Origin of the sequence: Nocardioides daedukensis (assembly GCF_013408415.1) — a bacterium.
GTDB classification, from domain to species: Bacteria; Actinomycetota; Actinomycetes; order Propionibacteriales; family Nocardioidaceae; genus Nocardioides; species Nocardioides daedukensis.
In genome coordinates, this window is record NZ_JACCAA010000001.1 from 919,336 (window position 1) to 935,948 (window position 16,613).

Below are 16,613 nucleotides of genomic sequence, written 5' to 3' on the forward strand. Positions count from 1 at the left end.
TCACCACTCGACGGGGAGGCTTGCCGCCTTCTCGCCGGTCGGCGGGACGGCGTACTTGCGGAGCAGGTAGGTCATGATCTTCTTGAAGACCGGGCCGGCCCCGGTGCCACCGCCCTGGCCGCCCTTCGGGTCCTGGATCATCACGTAGACGGTGAAGCGCGGGTCGTCGGCGGGCGCGAAGCCGCCGAAGGAGATGGTGAAGGTGCCGTCATAGCAGCCGCACTCCTTGCCGACCCGCTGCGCGGTGCCGGTCTTGCCGGCCACCCGGTAGCCCGGGATCGCCGTACCCTTCGCGATCCCGTCCTCGGGGTCGGTCACCAGCTCCATCATCTCGGCCGTCTGACGGGCAGCCTCTTCGCTGATCACCCGGTCGGACGTGGTGTGGTCGGTTCCCACCTCCTGGCCCGAGTCGGTGGTGGCCGAGCCGCGGATGACGTTGGGTGAGATCCGGATGCCGTCGTTGGCGACGGTGTTGAGTGCGGACGTCATCTGGAAGGCGTTGACCGACAGGCCCTGTCCGAAGGCGATCGTGGCGCGGCTCAGGTCCGACCACGACTCGGCCGGGGGAAGCACACCGGCGGCCTCGCCCCGGATGCCCATGGCGGTCTTCTCGCCGATTCCGAACTTCTCCAGATAACCGTGCAGCTCGTCGTTGCTGAACTCGTCGGCAACCAGGATGGTGCCCAGGTTGGACGACTTGGCCAGGGCACCAGCCGCGGTGAGCCGGATGTCCCCGTGGTTCCAGTGGTCACCGATGGTGGCGCCGTTGCGCGTCAGCTTCTCGGGCACCTCCAGGCGCGTGCGCGGGGTGATCTTGCCGGCGTCGATGAGGGCTCCGAAGGTGAGCACCTTCTCCACCGAGCCCGGCTCGTAGACGTCACTGGCCGCGCGGGAACCGAGGTCCTCCTTCGCCGAGTCAGCAGGCTCGTTCGCGTTGTACGTCGGATAGTCGGCTGCCGCGATGATCTCGCCCGTACGGGTGTCCATCACGATGGCAACCCCGGACTCGCCGCGGACCTTGCGGACACCTTCGGCGAGGACGCGCTGGGCATAGAACTGGACGTCACGCTCGAGCGTGAGCCTGAGGTCCTTGCCATCCACCGGCTTGACGGTGCTGTTCTCGCCGAGCGGGATCCGGTTGCCTCCGCCGACCTCGTAGGTCGCCGATCCGTCGGTGCCGGAGAGCTGCTTGTCGAAGGTGCGCTCGAAGCCTGCGAGCGGGCCCTTGTCCTCGTCCTGGCCGATGAATCCGACCAGGTTGGACGCGATGTCGTCCGCAGGATAGTCACGCATCGGGTCGCGACGCGTGCTCAGGCCCTTGAAGCCGTCCTCCTTGAGCTCCTCGACGACAGCCGTCGCGACCGTCGAGGGCACTCGGCGGGCGAGGTACTGGAAGCGCGTGTCCTGGCGGCGCAGCCGGTCGAGGAGCTGGAAGTAGTCGATCCCGAGCCTGTCGGCGAGCCGGGTCGCGATCTCCGGGGCGTCCTTGCGGGTCATCTGTGGGTCGCCGACGATCATCAGGCCGTCGACCGAGGTGGCCAGCTCGACGCCGTTGCGGTCGACGATCGCGCCGCGCTCCGCGGGCAGCTCGGCGGTGACCAGGCCCTCGGCAGCAGCCATCGCCGCGTAGGCGTGCGGGTCAAGGCCCTGCAGCTGCACCAGGCGCACCCCGAACACCGAGAGCAGCATCGCGATGATCACGAAGCCGAAGCGCAACCGGAACAGGGCGGCCCCACGCGACGGGGCGCCGTCGGGTGGGGCAGTGGGCTTCTTCGGTCGAAGGCTCAACGCTCGCTCCGGTCCCCTGCGCTCTGGCTTGACGATCCAGTTCTATCCCTGCCATCGCGCCGATCCTGCGAGGCCGACGTCGTGTCGCGCTCCGGCTTGTCGGCCTTGACCTTGATCACCAGGGCCGGTGGAGCGAGCTCCTCGGGCTTCTGGGCCGCCGGGGGGCGGACGTCGGTGCGATCGGCGGTGGTGGCCGGAGCCGCCTGACCGATGACCTGACCGTTGGAGAGCTGGATGAATGCGGGGCTGCTGGCCGGCACCATGCCCATCGTCTGTGCCTTCTCGGCGACGGACTGGGGGTTGCGCAGCTCCTCGAGCTGCATCTGCAGGGTCTGCTCGCGCGAGGTCAGGTCCCGGGCCTGCTTCTCGAGATCGGTGGCCCTGAACGAGTTCTGCTGCATGGTCGTGTTGAACAGCAGCAGGCCGACGACGCCGGCCACGAGGAGCACGCTGACCAGGGTCACGAACGGGACGCGCGGGGCGTCCGATGCGAGCCTGGGCACGACGCGGAGTCGTGCCTGCTCGACGGCTGCCTCGGCGATCCGCTGGAGCGGGACCCGGCTCTGGGGAAGAGGGCTGCTCATGCGGGAGCTCCTGAGTGTCGAAGGCGTTCAATGGCGCGCAGGCGGACGGACGCGGCCCGGGGGTTCTCGGTGAGCTCGGGCTCCACGGCCTTCTCGGCACCGCGGGTGATGGTCTTGAAGGTGGGCTCGTGGCCGGCGGGAACGAAGGGCATGTCGGGCGGTACGTCGCTGCGCGTGGCCTCGGTGAACGCCTGCTTGACCAGGCGGTCCTCGAGTGAGTGGTAGGACTCCACGACGACGCGTCCGCCGACCCCGACCGCCTCGATGGCGGCCGGAATGGCGCGACGAAGCACGTTGAGCTCGTCGTTGACCTCGATGCGCAGGCCCTGGAAGGTGCGCTTGGCCGGGTGTCCCCCGGTGCGGCGTGCCGGCGCCGGGATGGCCGCATAGAGCAGCTCGACGAGCCGGCCCGAGGTGGTGAACGGCTCTGTCTCGCGCTCGCGGACGATGTGCTGGGCGATCCGTCGGGCGAACTTCTCCTCGCCGTAGTCACGCAGGATGCGAGTCAGGGCCTCGACGGGATAGGTGTTGAGGACGTCGGCTGCGGTGATGCCCACCGAGTCGTTCATCCGCATGTCGAGCGGAGCATCCTGGGCATAGGCGAATCCGCGCTCGCGGACGTCGAGCTGCATGGAGGAGACACCCAGGTCGAAGAAGATCGCGTCGGCGTGCTCACGTCCGAGGTCTTCGAGGACGTCGAGGATCTCGTCGTACACCGCGTGCACCAGGGTCACTCGATCACCGAAGGGTGCAAGCCGTTCGCCGGCCATCTGCAGGGCGTTGGGGTCGCGGTCGATGCCGACCAGGTGTGCCTCGGGGAAGGCCCGCAGCATCGCCTCGCTGTGGCCGCCGAGGCCCAGGGTCGCGTCGATGACCACTGCGTCGGGCCGCTCCAGCGCGGGCGCCACAAGTGCGACGACCCGGTCCAGCAGGACCGGGACGTGTCGGGGGCTGTCCATCTTCCTAGCCCTGCTGTCCGAATGTCATCAGGACGACCAGGCACATGGTCAGGACCAACGAGACGCCGACGGAGAACAGCATCACGGCGACCGCGTCGCGCGCTTGTTCGCGCACTCTCGGCGTCGTGCGCGGTGATCCGCTGACACTCATGCTCATGGTTTCGACCCCTGGCTGATGGTGGATGGCTGTGCTGGGTGGATCGCAGGACCAGGTCCCTGCCCGCCCCCAGAGGGGGAAGTTGTCTTCTGGAACCGGGGAAGGTGCCCCAGACGACTGGTAGGGGGCGGGCTCGAGACCTCGTGCTGCGATCCGTGTTGAGTTGTCGTGCTGTGTGGTGCGGGCGGGCCAGGTGCCGAGTCAAATGCCTGTTCAGATGCGGTTCATTTGCTTGTTCAGATGCCGGGGAACACTTCGTCACTCAGGTCCGAGAACTTCTGCTCCTGCTCCTCGGAGTACTCCTGCCACGACGTCGGGTCCCAGATCTCGATCCGGTTCATCGCGCCGATGACCATCACGTCCTTGCTCAGGGACGCGTATTCCCTGAGCACTGCCGGGATGCCGATCCGGCCCTGCTTGTCGGGAACCTCCTGCGACGCCGCCGCGAACAACATGCGGACGTAGTCACGGGTGCCCTTGTTGGTGACCGGCGCCTCGCGGAGTCGGTCGGTCAAGCGTCCGAAGTCCTCCATCGACCACACCGTCAGGCAGCGCTCCTGCCCACGGGTGACCACGAGGCCTTCGGCCAGGTCCTCTCTGAACTTTGCCGGGAGGAAGAGCCGGCCCTTGTCGTCGAGCTTGGGCGTGTAGGTGCCGAAGAACATCTGGCACCACCCCTTCAAGCCACTAATCCTCCACTGCGCACCACTTTACTCCACTCTCATCCACCGTCAACCATTCCACGCGTGTTTCGTCGCTGTATTCCTACGAATGGCGTGGCCTCAGTCGACGCGGCCCGCGATCACCTACGCCCCGGGCTACGCCCTGTTTGTGCAGGTCAGAGCCACTGTTGCCAGCTCCGTGCAGCGCAGGTGGAGCGGCAGTGGGGAGAAAACAGCCTGATTGGTGGAGCAAAGTGGAGCAGAACGTGGGGAATCGGCGTCCCCCGTGCTCGACAACCACGCATACGCTTGACTGGTCAGATGGAGACGGCGCCCGGGTCACCGTGCTCGCCGACGATTGGACCCTTGGAGGGCATACGTGGCCGTTGACGCCAATGACGTCGCAGGTGTGGCCAAGGTGGCCGCGCGCGTCCGGGAGAACATCAACTCGGTCATCGAGGGCAAGGACGACGTGGTCACCACCGCGGTCACCGTGCTTCTGGCCGAGGGCCACCTGCTCATCGAGGACATCCCCGGCGTCGGCAAGACCATGCTCAGCAAGGCCCTGGCCCGCTCGATCGACTCGACCGTGCGCCGCATCCAGTTCACCCCGGACCTGCTGCCCTCCGACGTGACCGGGGTCAGCATCTTCAACCAGGACACCCGACAGTTCGAGTTCCGCCCCGGCGGCATCTTCGCCAACATCGTGGTCGGCGACGAGATCAACCGTGCCTCCCCCAAGACCCAGTCAGCACTGCTGGAGTGCATGGAGGAGCGTCAGGTCACCGTCGACACCCAGACCTGGCCACTCGAAGCCCCGTTCATGGTGATCGCAACGCAGAACCCCATCGAGATGGAGGGCACCTATGCCCTCCCCGAGGCACAGCGCGACAGGTTCATGGCACGGGTCTCGATGGGCTATCCCGTGATGGCCGCCGAGATCGCCATGCTGGCCTCGCACTCACGACGCAGCCCGCTCGAGGATCTGCGCCCGGTGACCGATGCCGAGGAGATCCGTCAGGCCATCGGCGTGATCAACCAGGTCCACACCGCGGACTCGATCCTTCGCTATGCCGTCCAGCTCACCACCGCGACCCGGCACAGCCCGGACCTGAACCTGGGCGCCTCGCCGCGCGCATCGCTGCAGCTGGTCCGTGCCGCGAAGTCCTATGCCTGCATGGCAGGACGCAACTACGTGCTGCCCGACGACATCCTCACCATGGCCCGCCCGGTGCTCACCCACCGGCTGATCCCCAGCGTCGAGGCCGCCATGAGCAGCCGCGACACCGCGATGATCCTGGACGGCATCGTCGCCTCGGTGCCGGTGCCCACCTCCTGATCGCGACCTGACCGATGGCTTCGGGACTCTCCGCCCTCACCGTCCGTGGACGGGCCTTCCTCGCTGCCGGGATCACGGCCGTCGTGTGCGCCATGGTGCTGGGGCAGAACTCCTTGAGCCGGATCGGCGTACTGCTCGTCGCCCTGGCCCTGCTGGCCGCCCTGATGGTGGGTCGCAGCCGCTACCAGCTGGCGCTGGACCGGACCGTGTCACCACAGCTGGTGCAAGCCGGATCGCCCAGCCAGGTGCACCTGGAGCTGGTCAACGAGGGCCGCGGTCGAACCGGGGTGATGCTCCTCGAGGAGACGCTCCCCTTCGTCCTCGGCTCACGACCCCGCTTCGTGCTCGGCGGGCTGCGGGCCGGCACCCACCGCTCGGTCACCTACCAGGTCCGCTCCGACGTGCGCGGGCGCTATCTGATCGGTCCCCTGACGGTGCGCCTGCGCGACCCGTTCGGCCTCGTCGAGGTGGGCCGCGCCTTCACCTCCACCGTGCCGGTGACGGTCACCCCACGGACCATCGCACTGCCCGCGGTCCCCCTCAACGGTGACTGGACAGGGTCCGGCGACAACCGCCCGCGCGCCTTCGCGACCGGATCCGCCGAGGACGTCACGGTGCGCGAATACCACCACGGCGACGACCTGCGTCGCGTGCACTGGCGTACGTCGGCACGCACCGGCGACCTGATGGTGCGTCGCGAGGAGCAGCCCTGGCAGTCGCGGGCCACCGTGTTCCTCGACAACCGACTCGGCGCGCACCGCGGGAGTGGAGCGGCCTCCTCGCTGGAGACTGCCGTGTCGATGGCCGCATCCATCGCAGTGCACCTGACCCAGAGGGGTTTCATGGTCCGCCTGGTCACCGCCGACGGCGAGGACCCCAACACCGCCTGGCACGATCGCACCTCGGCCGTGAACACGGCTCCGCTTCTCGAGGCGCTCGCCATGGTCTCGCTCAGCAAGCGTCCCGACCTGGACACCGACTGGCTGATCGACTCCTCGCACACCAGCATGCTGGTCGGGGTCCTGGGCGCCCTGAACAAGCACGACCACGAGGTGATCCGTCGGATGCGCCTCCATGGTTCGCGGCCGATGGCCATCGCACTCGATGTCGAGGCTTGGGTCAGCGGCGGGGTCCAGTCCCCCGGCTCCACGGCCGGTGAGCTGTCCAGCCTGGGCTGGCGTGCAGTGGATGCGCGCCCCGTCGATCGCCTCCCCCGCCTGTGGGAGGAGCTGAGTCGCCGCAGCGCCGGCCTCAAGCACGGAGTCCGCGGATGAGGCGCGCCGCGGCGGCCCAGACCCCGCTCGCCCTCGTGACGATCACGGCACTGACCAGCTGGGCGTCTCTGATCGCCTGGTCCGGGTTCGTCTCGCGCAGCGGTGACTACCTGATGCCAGCCCTGCTCGGCATCACGGTGACGGCGGCGATCGGCGTGTTGGCCCGCCGGTTCCGGATGCACGCGATCTTCGTGCTCAGCAGCCAAGCACTCGGAGTGCTGCTCGTCCTCAATGCCGGATGGGGTTCGTCGATCGTTCCGACGCTCGACTCGATCCGGACCACAGCTCAGGCCTTCGTCGATTCCGTCGACATCCTGCAGAGCTATGCCGCCCCGGTGCCGCCGGGCATTGAGAACACCATGCCCGTGCTGGTGATCGGCGCACTGCTGTGCCACCTGTTGGTCGACTTCCTGGCCCTGACCCTGGGCCGGGTTCCGCTTGCCGGACTACCCCTGCTGGTGGTCTACACCCTCCCGGTCAGCATCCTCGACAAGCCGGTCAACTGGATCGTCTTCGTCATCATCGTGACCGGGTTCCTGGTGATGCTGGCCCTGGCCGAGGGCACCAGGACGAACCGCTGGGGACGCGACTTCGGCAACCCGGAGAACGGCACCGAGCGCGGACCGTTCGGTCCCCAGGACCCGCGCCGACACCCGGTCGGCATGGGTCTGGGTGCAGTCGCCCTGGCCCTGCTGGTTCCCCTTGCCCTGCCCTCACTCGGGTGGCAGCTCTTCGGGCAGGGCGACGGCCCGGGCGAGGGCGACGACGAAGTCCGGATCACCAACCCGATGACCGACCTGCGACGCGATCTCGATCGCAAGCAGGACATCCCGCTGGTCCGGGTCAAGACCGCCGGGATCCGGCCGCAATACCTGCGCACCTCGGTGCTGACCAGCTACACCGGCGAGACCTGGACACCGGGTGACCGGGACCTGCCGAGCCAGAACTCAGCCACCGGCACGATGCCACCGCCGATCGGCCTGAGCCCGGCGACGCCGTACTCCTCGGTGGAGTGGCAGGTGAAGGTCCTCGACAGCCTCAAGTCGCTGTGGCTGCCCACCCCGATGCATGTCGAGGAGATCCGGGCCGGGTCCGAGTGGCGCTTCGACTCGACTGTGCTCGATTTCCACTCGGCCGACAACGACGTGGACACGGCGGGCCTCTCCTACGGCCTGACCGAGCTGGTGCCCGAGATGTCCGGGGACGACCTGGCGAGCGCACCCGCACCGAACCCGGCGATCGCGCGACGCTTCTCGAGCCTGCCCTCCGACCTGCCGGACTCGGTGCTGACGATGGCCGAGGAGATCACCGGGGGCCTGGTGACCGACTTCGAACGGGCGCAGGCGCTGCAGAGCTTCTTCCGCGACGAGGAGCGGTTCACCTATTCCCTCGAGCCCAGTGCGGGCAACGGCAACAGTGCGCTGGAGGAGTTCCTCGAGGAACGGGTCGGCTACTGCGAGCAGTTCGCCTCGGCGATGGCCGTGATGGCACGCGCCGTGGGCATCCCGGCGCGGGTGGCCGTCGGCTTCTACCAGGCCGACCAGCTCGAGGACAGCAGCTGGGAGTTCAGCTCGCACGACCTGCACGCCTGGCCCGAGCTCTACTTCGAGGACTACGGCTGGGTGCGCTTCGAGCCGACTCCGTCATCGCACATCGGCTCGGTGCCCGACTACACCAGTGACGACATCGTGATCGACGAGCCTTCGTCGGGACCGAGCTCGTCGAGCAGCTCGGCTCCGTCGTCGCAGGCACCCACCACCCAGGCGCCGAGCGCGGAGCCCGAGGTCGAGCAGGCCGAGCAGACCGACGACGACTCGGGGATCCCGTGGGCGATCGTGCTCGCAGTGCTGCTCGGCATGCTGCTGCTGGTTCTCCTCCTCGTCGGTCCCCGCCTGCTGCGTCGCCGGCGCCGAGCGCGGAGGTGGCACGGGGACCTCCCGACCGCCGAGGCAGTGTGGGCCGAGCTCCGCGACATCTGCCTCGACCTGCGTCGCCCCTGGCCCGGCGGCAGGTCACCTCGAGCCACCGGTGCCGTCGTGGCAACCTGGTTCGGACCCGCCGCACCTGAGCGGTCCACCCGACTGCCGAAGACCGGCCCGGAGATGAACCCGGACGCGATGCGTGCGCTGGAGGAACTGGTGGGTGCTGTCGAGGAGCTGCGCTATGCGCCGTCGCCGAGCACGGACGGGGCCGACCTGTGGAGCCATCTCGACACCTGCCGGGTCGCGCTCGAGAACGGTGTCCCGAGCAAGTCGCGCGTGCGCGCGCAGTGGGCACCGGTCTCGATGCTGCGTCGCAGCGAGGCGCCGGTGGTCATCGACGACGAGATGGTCGGGGACCACGTCCACTGAGCTGGTCGGCGGTGTGACGAGTCGGTGAAACGCGGCTCAGAAGCCGCCGTTCTCGTCACGGCGACGACGCCAGCGCTCTTCCATCCGCTCCATGAACGGGGCGGAGGAGCGGACCTTGCGTGGCTTGTGGGAGCGGCCACCGTCGATCACGCTGAACCCGTGGTGACCGGTGGCCTTCTCGGTCGCAGCGGGTGCGTTGCCGCCCCGCAGGTTCACCAGGAGATAGGTGGCGGAGGCCAGCATCACCACGAAGCCGGCGATCCCGAGCGGGATGAAGGCGAAGATCGCGCCGGACATCAAGATGGCCACACCGACGACGAAGACGACGCCGGAGATGATCGCGCGACGACGCGCCGCGCGGCGGAAGGACGTCCCGCGCAGGGTGGAGGCGAACTTCGGGTCCTCCTCGACCAGGGCGCGCTCCATCTGCTCGAGCAGACGTAGTTCTTCTTCCGAGAGCGGCACGTTTCCTCCCCTGTTCGCAGTCCTTCTGACTGTCCGTCTCCAAGTCTAGGCAGCGTGGGCCAAAGGCGGTACCTCTGGCCCGGATTTGTTGACGAATTGATCGCCTCGGTCCTCAGGAGAGCAGGCTGGCCGGTCGTACGGCTCCGGATCCGAACCTGCGGACGGCACGATCCATTGCCCGGTCCGCATCGGACCAGCCGTGCTCGCGCTCCCCCAGCACCAGCTGTCGTTGCACCGTGGAGCGGGGCACCAGACCCTCGACACGTACGCCGACCAGCCGCACCCTGGCGCGCTGGAGGCCCAGTGCGTCATAGAGACGGGTCGCGGTCGCATGGATCTCGCGGGTCACATCGGTGGCCTCGGCAAGGGTGCGTGACCTGGTGATCGTGGTGAAGTCGGCGAACCGGACCCGCAGGGTGATCGTGCGACCGGCCACTCCCGCCACCCGCATCCGGGTGGCGACCTTCGCCGAGAGCCTCAGCACCTCTCGCAGGATCACCTCGCGGTCGTCGGTGTCGCGGGCGAAGGTCTCATCCGCTCCCATGCTCTTGTCCGGCTCGTCGGTGTGCCGGCGCGGTGTGATCGCCCTCCGGTCGCTCCCCCAGGCAAGGTCGTGCAACTGGGTCCCGAGCGCATGCCCCACCGCACGCTGGAGCGTCCGCACCGGTGTGTGCGCGATGTCCGCCACGGTGTTGAGGCCGAGCCGGTGCAGCATCTCGGCGGTCTTCTCCCCCACCCCGAACAGCTCACCGACATCGAGCGGGTGCAGGAACGAGGTCACCTCGCCGGGCGGCACCACGACCACGCCGTCGGGCTTGGCCCGACGGCTGGCCAGCTTGGCCACCGAGACCGAGGAGGCGATCCCGACCGAGCAGGTGATCCGCTGCTCGTCATGGACCCTGGCGCGAACCATCTCTGCGATCGCCAAGGGTGAGCCGAGCCGGCGTACCGAGCCGCTGACATCGAGGAACGCCTCGTCGAGGGACATCGCCTCCACCAGTGGAGTGACCTGACGGAAGATCTCCATCACCGAGGACGAGACCGTGCTGAAGGCGTCGTAGTCGGGATTGACCACCACTGCCTGCGGGCAGGCCCGGCGGGCACGGGTCATCGGCATCGCCGAGCGCACGCCGTGCTCACGGGCCAGGTAGTTGGCCGAGAGCACCACGCCCCGGTGCCCACCGCCGACGATGACGGGTACGTCGACCAGGTCGGGACGGTCGCGGATCATCACCGACGCATAGAAGGCGTCCATGTCGATGTGGAGCAGGTGGCAGCCGGTCGAGAGGTCGCTCATGGCGACCCCACCGAGAGGTCAGTGCGTGGCGAGCACGTGCACCTGGGTGGCCAGGGAGAGATATTCCGGCCGGGTCGCCACGGCGCGCTCGAGCTCGAGCAGGGCCTGGGTCGAACCCGGCTCGAGGTCGAGCAGTGAGCCGGGGACGAGGTCGGAGAAGACCCGGATGCCGTGCACCGAGCCGATCGTGAACCCGGCCTGCTCGAGGTGCCCGGTGAGCTCTTCGCTGGTGAACCGGTGTCCGGCACGACCGACGGACTCACCGTCGAGGATCGCCCGGGCCTGGCCGAAGTGGCCGGCGATGGCACGGGCCACCACGGCCGCGTGGCGCTGGTTGACCAGGAGGCTGAGGGTGCCGCCGGGGCGGAGCACCTCGGCGATGGTGGCCAGTGCAGCCGCCGGGTCGTCGACGATCTCGAGCACTCCGTGGCACAGCACCACGTCGGCGCTGTCCGGACCGGCGACGTCGAGGAGGGTCGAGAGGTCGCCCTGCTGGCCAGCCACCCGGTCGGCGACGTTGAATTCCTGGGCACGTCGACCGAGCGCGGCCAGTGCGTCGGGGCTGGGGTCGATGACCCGGACCTGGTGGCCGAGCTCGGCCACCCGGACAGCGAAGCCGCCGGTGCCACCCCCGATGTCGAGAACGTCGCTGGAGGCGCCGAACACCTCGCGCAGCGACTCCCACACGACTGAGGTCCTGGCCGCTCCCCTGCGTTCACTGGCAGACATGTGGCCCACATTAGTGGGTGCTCTCCTGCCAGTGCCGGATGCCTCATCCCGCACTCCCCGGACTGCGGTGCCAGAGCCTGCGCGGCACTTCGATCTCCTTGCCGTTGTCGGTCGGCCCACCGGCCGGACGGATGTCGGCATAGGGCGACATCCGGAAACCACTGCTGTGCACCAGCACCCGCTTCGGCTGGTTCGACTCCTGGCCGGAGCCAGCCCTGTCTGTGTTGGTCCTGTCTGCGTCGGCACCATCGCTGGTCCGGTCCATCAGGTCTTGCACTGCGTCGAGTCCCCCGGCGTACCACGCTGCGTGCAGTGCCGGCAGCTCCCAGCAGCCCGTCGCCCGGACCGAGACCCCACGTCGGCCGGTCCGGCGCAGCTCACCGCGCACGACCAGCAGCCAGGACCCGAACACCGTGGAGGCGTAGGAGCTCTGCGCGTCCTCGAAGAACGTGGCGTCGACCGGCCCCGTGGAGTCGTCCAGGGTCAAAAAGATGACCCGGCGCCCCGAACGGATCGGTGGTGTCTGGGTGGCCACCTTCACCCCGGCGACCAGGATCCCCGAGCGCTTCCGCTGGGCCAACAGGTCCTTGCTGCGCACGACGCCGAGTGCATCGAGGAACTCGCGATAGTTCTCCACGACGTGCTGACTGACGTCGAGTCCCAGGATCTCCAGCTCTGCCTTCATCCGGTCATGCGAGTCCATCTCCGGCAACCCGCTGGCCTCTCCCTCCTGCCCCTCGCCGAGGTCGAGAGCCAACTGCACACTGGTCACCGGGACCGGTGGCGCGGCAGCCCGCGACTGCGCGGAGGCCTGGGCCCAGACCCCGGCGCGCCCCAGCGCATGGCGCTCGGTGCCCGGGGCGTCCTCGCGCAGCAGTGGGTCCGTGCTGCTGCGCGCCGCTGCCTGCTCGGCACGGGCCGAGGCCTGCTGCTGGGGGGTCCGGGTGCGGGTGAGCGCCTTCGAGGTGAGCCCGCGCCCACGCGTCGACGACCGGGCACCGGCCCGGGCCAGTCGATCGAGCTCGGCGACCTGCAGGAGCAGGTCACGACGCGTCACGCTGCCGCGACGGCGTACGTCGTTGGTGGCACCGATGCCGTAGACGTCGTCGAAGCCGCCGGCCAGCACCAGTCGCTCGACCACCGGTCGTGAGGTGTTCGTGCGATGCCAGAAGTCACTCAGCGACTGGAAGGGACTCTCCTCGTCCTCGCCCCGGGCTGCGACGATCCGCTGGACCTCGCCGGCGTTGATCCCCTTCACCTCGGCCAGGGCGAGCCGGATCCCATGGTCGACACCGGTCCGGGTGGGTCCGGGTGATCCAGCAGCGACGTAGGCGGAGCCGCTCGAGACCGGTTCGACGGTGTATTCCTTGCCGCTCCGGTTCACGTCGAGACCGAGCACGGTGATCCCGAGCTGCCGGGCGTCGTCGAGGATCAGTCTCTTGGGGTACATGCCCGGGTCGTGGGTGAGCACGCCGGCCAGGAAGTGCGCCGGCCAGTGGGCCTTGAGCCAGGCCGACTGATAGGTCGGCAGCGCGAACGCGGCCGCATGCGCCTTGCAGAAACCGAAGGAGGCAAAGGCCTCCAGGATCTTCCAGACCTGCTCGGCGACCCGGGTCGAATAGCCACGGGCCAGGCAGCGCGGGAAGAACCAGAGCTTCGTCTGCGCCATGCCGTCGGGCTTGCCCAGGGCTCGCCGCTTCTCGTCGGCCTCGGCATAGCTGACTCCGCCGAACTGGCCGATGATCTCGATGACCTGCTCGTGGAAGACCACCACACCGTGGGTCTGGGACAGGATCGGCTTCAGGTCATCGTGCAGGTAGGACGGCATCTTCCAGCCCTGCTTGGCCTCCAGGTAGGGCGTGATCATGTCGCTCTTGACCGGACCCGGCCGGAAGAGCGAGATGTCGGTGATGATGTCGTCGAAGCTGTCGATGCCGGACTTGCCGACCAGCTCGCGCTGGCCGGGCGACTCGATCTGGAACACACCGAGGGTCTTCGCCGCGCTGATCATCTCGAAGGTCGTGTCGTCGTCGAAGGGCACCTCCGCCTCGTTGTCGAGATCGATCTCGACGTCATCGACCCGCTTGATCTCGGCCAGGGCGTGCGCCATCGCGGACTGCATCCGGATGCCCAGCACGTCGAGCTTGAGCAGGCCGAGGTCCTCGACGTCGTCCTTGTCGAACTGGCTCATCGGATAACCCGCATGGCTGGCCTCGACCGGGGTACGGTCGAGCAGGGTGGCGTCCGAGAGCAGCACCCCGCACGGGTGCATGGCGACGTGCCTGGGCAGCCCGTCGAGCCGCTCGACCAGACCGAAGAACATCTCAGAGCCTGCCCCTCCCTGCGCCTGGAGGAACCCGGAGGCACGCAGCTCCGGCAGCTCGCGCAGGGCCATCCGGGCGTCCCGGGCGCGGATGTGCGGGAACGCCTTGGCGATCGCGTCGATCTCACCCGGTGGCATGCCGAGCGCCGCCCCCACGTCACGCACCGCATGGCGCACTCGGTAGGTCTCCATCATCGAGACCGCCACACAGCGCTCGGCGCCGTACCTGTCGAGGATCGCGTCATAGACCTCCAACCGGCGCGCCGACTCCACGTCGATGTCGATGTCCGGCAGGTCCTTGCGCAACGGCGAGAGGAACCGCTCCATCAGCAGTCCGTGCCGGATCGGGTCCACCCCGGAGATCCCGAGGAGATAGTTGACCAGGCTGCCCGCCCCGGAGCCACGGGCCGCAGCGCGCACGCCCATCTCCCGGATCATCGCCACCACGTCGCCCACGGTGAGGAAGTACGGCGCATAGCCGAGGTCTCGGATCATCTCGAGCTCGTCGTCGAGCCGCTTCCAGATCCGTTGCCGCGCCACGTTTCCGTAGCGCCAGTCGATCGCTGCCTCGCACCGCGCCCGCAGCGTCGAGTCGGCACCGCCCAGGGTCTGGCCACCCCCGGACCCGCGCCGGCTGGTCAGCTCGAACTCCGGGAAGTGGGTCTCCCCCAGGCCCAGGTCTGCTCGCGGGTCGAGTGCACATCTCTCAGCAGTGGCGCGGGTGCGGGCGAGCAGCTCGCGCGCCTCCCGTGCGGGGTCGCCGGACAGGCCGGCCAGGTGGCAGATCTCCTCGGCGATCTCGTGCATCTGCTTGCCGGACTTGAGGAAGCCCTCGGCGTTGCGCCGGAAACCGCCCGGTCCGCCGCCGGAGAGCCCCGCCGAGCCGAGGGGCACCAGGGTGCGGGCGGCGTCGAGCACGTCGATGGTGGGCGCGTCGAGCCGGTCGGCATAGCGGACCGCGTTGGTCAGCACCATCGTCAGTCCGGCGTCGCGGGCAGCCCCCGCCATCCGAGCGGCGTGCTGCGACGAACCGGGGCCCCAGCCCTGGTTGCTCCCGGGGAGGCGGTGGGAGACGAGCTCGACGACGAGGTTCTCCCGTGGGACCAGGCCCTTCCAGCGGGCCAGGACCTCGCGGGCACGATCGGGACGACGTGCTGTCGCCGCGGCCCCGAGGGTGGATCCCGGTCCGAGCAGGACGATGACGTCGTCGCCGCAGTGCTCCGCGATCAGCTCCGCAGTGGCCACCGGTCGTCCCCGTTCCCCGGTCAGGTGGGTGGCTGAGACCAGCCGGCAGATCGATGCCCAGCCGGCCTTCCCGCTGGCCAGGAACAGCGCCCGGGGCAGGTTCTGCTCACGGAACGCGCCTCCACGCACCGGGCTGCGTCGTTGACTGCCGGGTCGGTGGTTCCCTTCGGGCCCGGGCAGCAGCGCCGCCTGGTCGGTGGCCGCAGCCGAGTAGGCGAGATCCACCCCGAGCACCGGGCGGATCCCGGCCCGGGCGCACTCCTTCACGAACCGGACCGCGCCATAGGTGCCGTCGCGGTCGGTCAGGGCAAGGGCATCCATCTCCTGTTCCAGGGCACGCTCGACCAGCACGTGCGGGTGGCTTGCGCCGTACTGGAGTGAGTAGCCGGAGGCGACATGGAGATGGACGAACGGGTCAGGCACTGAGCCCGGGTCGCCAGGGCAGTTGTTCCTCGAACGGCATGTGTGGTGCCAGTCCGAGGGCCTGCTCGACGATGGCCAGGAACCGGTCCGACTCACGGACCAGGTCGTCTGCCTCGCGCTCGTTGACCGCGCGGGTGGAGCCTGCCTCTGCTGCGGCGCGCTTGCTGGCACCGGCGGAGAAGAAGGCGGCCCACTCGGACAGCTCGGGAGCGATCTCCGCCAGCAGCACCCAGGCGTTCTTCTGGGCCCGACGGCGGCTGCTCGTGGGAACCGGGACGGAGCGGGCGGCGATCAGGGCCGCGGCTGCTCGCAGTGCGGCGACGTGTGCGCACGCATAGCGGGTCGGGACCTCGGTCGTCGTGATCGCCTCACGCAGTGACTCGGCCGCCCGCTCGAGGTAGGAGTGGGTGGTTGCCGGGAGGCAGTAGGGGTTGGGGGTGGTGGGGTTCTTCGCAGTCATTGTCCGTGTCCCGTCTCAGTCCGTGCAGCCCAGGAGCTGCCAGTTGCCGTCTGCCCACGAGAAGGCCAGGTCGAAGACCCCGCTGCTGCAGTTGACCGTCATCCCATTGCCGGCTTCGACCCGCCACATCTCGCGTTCTGCAAGAAGGTCACCACTGAGCACCGACAGTCGCTGTCGATCCTCGACCGCGACGTCTGTTCCGACGACGGCGCGAGCACCGGCTGACTGCCACCAGGGACCGGTCTCCACCCAGTGCGCGACGACCTCGCGCACCTTCCACAACGTGCCGCGCCAGAGGAACTGCTCGGGAGCCTCGACCTGCCGGTCGCCCTGGCCCACCATTCCCCTGCGCACCTCTACGGGATCGTCATAGCGACGCATGTCATGCTCCTTCCCCAGAGCTTCGTGACGGTTTTCGACCCCCTGTCACTCGACCCCTCGACCCCGGTGCTGCCCCTGCGGACCAGGCAGGTGATGTGCCCCCGGTGGGGACGGGGGTCGAGGTCATCCCCACCGGGTGATCGAACATCTGTTCGAACAACTCCAAGGTACATCAC

The 16,613-nt window shown here is 68.8% G+C and carries 14 protein-coding genes; 3 read left to right on the plus strand and 11 right to left on the minus strand.

The window, feature by feature from the left end:
- From BJ980_RS04495 to mraZ, 5 genes are all read right to left on the minus strand, one after another.
- Positions 1-1,788 carry a peptidoglycan D,D-transpeptidase FtsI family protein gene (locus BJ980_RS04495; protein WP_246279922.1) on the minus strand — a complete coding sequence of 596 codons (1,788 nt, stop codon included), beginning with the start codon at positions 1,786-1,788 and terminating at the stop codon, positions 1-3.
- Positions 1,785-2,372: a cell division protein FtsL gene (ftsL, locus tag BJ980_RS04500; RefSeq protein ID WP_179501186.1), complete on the minus strand. Its 588-nt coding sequence runs from the start codon at positions 2,370-2,372 to the stop codon at positions 1,785-1,787. Before ftsL ends, BJ980_RS04495 begins: the two co-directional genes overlap by 4 nt.
- Positions 2,369-3,331, minus strand: coding sequence for a 16S rRNA (cytosine(1402)-N(4))-methyltransferase RsmH (gene rsmH, locus BJ980_RS04505; RefSeq protein WP_179501187.1), 963 nt, complete (start codon positions 3,329-3,331; stop codon positions 2,369-2,371). The genes ftsL and rsmH overlap by 4 nt, the downstream gene beginning before the upstream one ends.
- A gap of 4 nt (positions 3,332-3,335) precedes the next feature.
- The gene (locus tag BJ980_RS04510) at positions 3,336-3,488 is read right to left on the minus strand and encodes a hypothetical protein (RefSeq protein ID WP_179501188.1); all 153 of its coding nucleotides are present in this window, start codon (positions 3,486-3,488) and stop codon (positions 3,336-3,338) included.
- A 236-nt stretch (positions 3,489-3,724) separates the two neighbouring features.
- The gene (gene mraZ / locus BJ980_RS04515) at positions 3,725-4,153 is read right to left on the minus strand and encodes a division/cell wall cluster transcriptional repressor MraZ (RefSeq protein WP_179501189.1); all 429 of its coding nucleotides are present in this window, start codon (positions 4,151-4,153) and stop codon (positions 3,725-3,727) included.
- A gap of 376 nt (positions 4,154-4,529) precedes the next feature.
- Here mraZ and BJ980_RS04520 point away from each other — a divergent pair, with 376 nt between their 5' ends.
- Genes BJ980_RS04520 through BJ980_RS04530 form a run of 3 tightly spaced genes read left to right on the plus strand, consistent with a single transcriptional unit; the run spans position 4,530 to position 9,114 of the window.
- Complete coding sequence (locus BJ980_RS04520) at positions 4,530-5,489, plus strand: AAA family ATPase (protein WP_179501190.1); 960 nt, start codon at positions 4,530-4,532, stop codon at positions 5,487-5,489.
- Positions 5,490-5,503: 14 nt separating this feature from the next.
- Positions 5,504-6,763, plus strand: coding sequence for a DUF58 domain-containing protein (locus BJ980_RS04525; RefSeq protein WP_179501191.1), 1,260 nt, complete (start codon positions 5,504-5,506; stop codon positions 6,761-6,763).
- Positions 6,760-9,114 carry a transglutaminase TgpA family protein gene (locus BJ980_RS04530; RefSeq protein WP_179501192.1) on the plus strand — a complete coding sequence of 785 codons (2,355 nt, stop codon included), beginning with the start codon at positions 6,760-6,762 and terminating at the stop codon, positions 9,112-9,114. Before BJ980_RS04525 ends, BJ980_RS04530 begins: the two co-directional genes overlap by 4 nt.
- Before the next feature lie 36 nt (positions 9,115-9,150).
- Here the strand turns inward: BJ980_RS04530 and BJ980_RS04535 are convergent, their stop codons facing one another.
- The 6 genes from BJ980_RS04535 to BJ980_RS04560 form a co-directional block, all read right to left on the minus strand.
- Positions 9,151-9,579, minus strand: a complete 429-nt coding sequence (locus BJ980_RS04535) for a DUF3040 domain-containing protein (RefSeq protein WP_179501193.1) — start codon at positions 9,577-9,579, stop codon at positions 9,151-9,153.
- 112 nt (positions 9,580-9,691) lie between these two features.
- Positions 9,692-10,876 (minus strand): DNA polymerase IV, encoded by a 1,185-nt coding sequence (gene dinB, locus BJ980_RS04540; protein ID WP_179501194.1) that lies wholly within the window; start codon positions 10,874-10,876, stop codon positions 9,692-9,694.
- Between the two features lie 18 nt (positions 10,877-10,894).
- A complete protein-coding gene (locus tag BJ980_RS04545) occupies positions 10,895-11,605 on the minus strand; it encodes a methyltransferase (RefSeq protein WP_179501195.1) in 711 nt (236 codons plus the stop codon).
- A gap of 43 nt (positions 11,606-11,648) precedes the next feature.
- Positions 11,649-15,596: a DNA polymerase III subunit alpha gene (locus tag BJ980_RS04550; RefSeq protein ID WP_179501196.1), complete on the minus strand. Its 3,948-nt coding sequence runs from the start codon at positions 15,594-15,596 to the stop codon at positions 11,649-11,651.
- Complete coding sequence (locus BJ980_RS04555; RefSeq protein WP_179501197.1) at positions 15,589-16,056, minus strand: SAV_6107 family HEPN domain-containing protein; 468 nt, start codon at positions 16,054-16,056, stop codon at positions 15,589-15,591. Before BJ980_RS04555 ends, BJ980_RS04550 begins: the two co-directional genes overlap by 8 nt.
- A gap of 15 nt (positions 16,057-16,071) precedes the next feature.
- Complete coding sequence (locus BJ980_RS04560) at positions 16,072-16,437, minus strand: DUF6504 family protein (protein WP_179501198.1); 366 nt, start codon at positions 16,435-16,437, stop codon at positions 16,072-16,074.
- Between the last annotated feature and the right edge of the window lie 176 nt (positions 16,438-16,613).

Excerpts from the sequence above, each read along its gene's own strand:
- rsmH (WP_179501187.1), bottom strand. The coding sequence starts at position 3,331 with ATGGACAGCCCCCGACACGTCCCGGTCCTGCTGGACCGGGTCGTCGCA.
- BJ980_RS04525 (WP_179501191.1), top strand. The coding sequence starts at position 5,504 with ATGGCTTCGGGACTCTCCGCCCTCACCGTCCGTGGACGGGCCTTCCTC.
- BJ980_RS04560 (WP_179501198.1), bottom strand. The coding sequence starts at position 16,437 with ATGCGTCGCTATGACGATCCCGTAGAGGTGCGCAGGGGAATGGTGGGC.
- dinB (WP_179501194.1), bottom strand. The coding sequence starts at position 10,876 with ATGAGCGACCTCTCGACCGGCTGCCACCTGCTCCACATCGACATGGAC.
- BJ980_RS04510 (WP_179501188.1), bottom strand. The coding sequence starts at position 3,488 with ATGAGCATGAGTGTCAGCGGATCACCGCGCACGACGCCGAGAGTGCGC.
- BJ980_RS04555 (WP_179501197.1), bottom strand. The coding sequence starts at position 16,056 with ATGACTGCGAAGAACCCCACCACCCCCAACCCCTACTGCCTCCCGGCA.
- mraZ (WP_179501189.1), bottom strand. The coding sequence starts at position 4,153 with ATGTTCTTCGGCACCTACACGCCCAAGCTCGACGACAAGGGCCGGCTC.
- BJ980_RS04545 (WP_179501195.1), bottom strand. The coding sequence starts at position 11,605 with ATGTCTGCCAGTGAACGCAGGGGAGCGGCCAGGACCTCAGTCGTGTGG.
- BJ980_RS04530 (WP_179501192.1), top strand. The coding sequence starts at position 6,760 with ATGAGGCGCGCCGCGGCGGCCCAGACCCCGCTCGCCCTCGTGACGATC.
- ftsL (WP_179501186.1), bottom strand. The coding sequence starts at position 2,372 with ATGAGCAGCCCTCTTCCCCAGAGCCGGGTCCCGCTCCAGCGGATCGCC.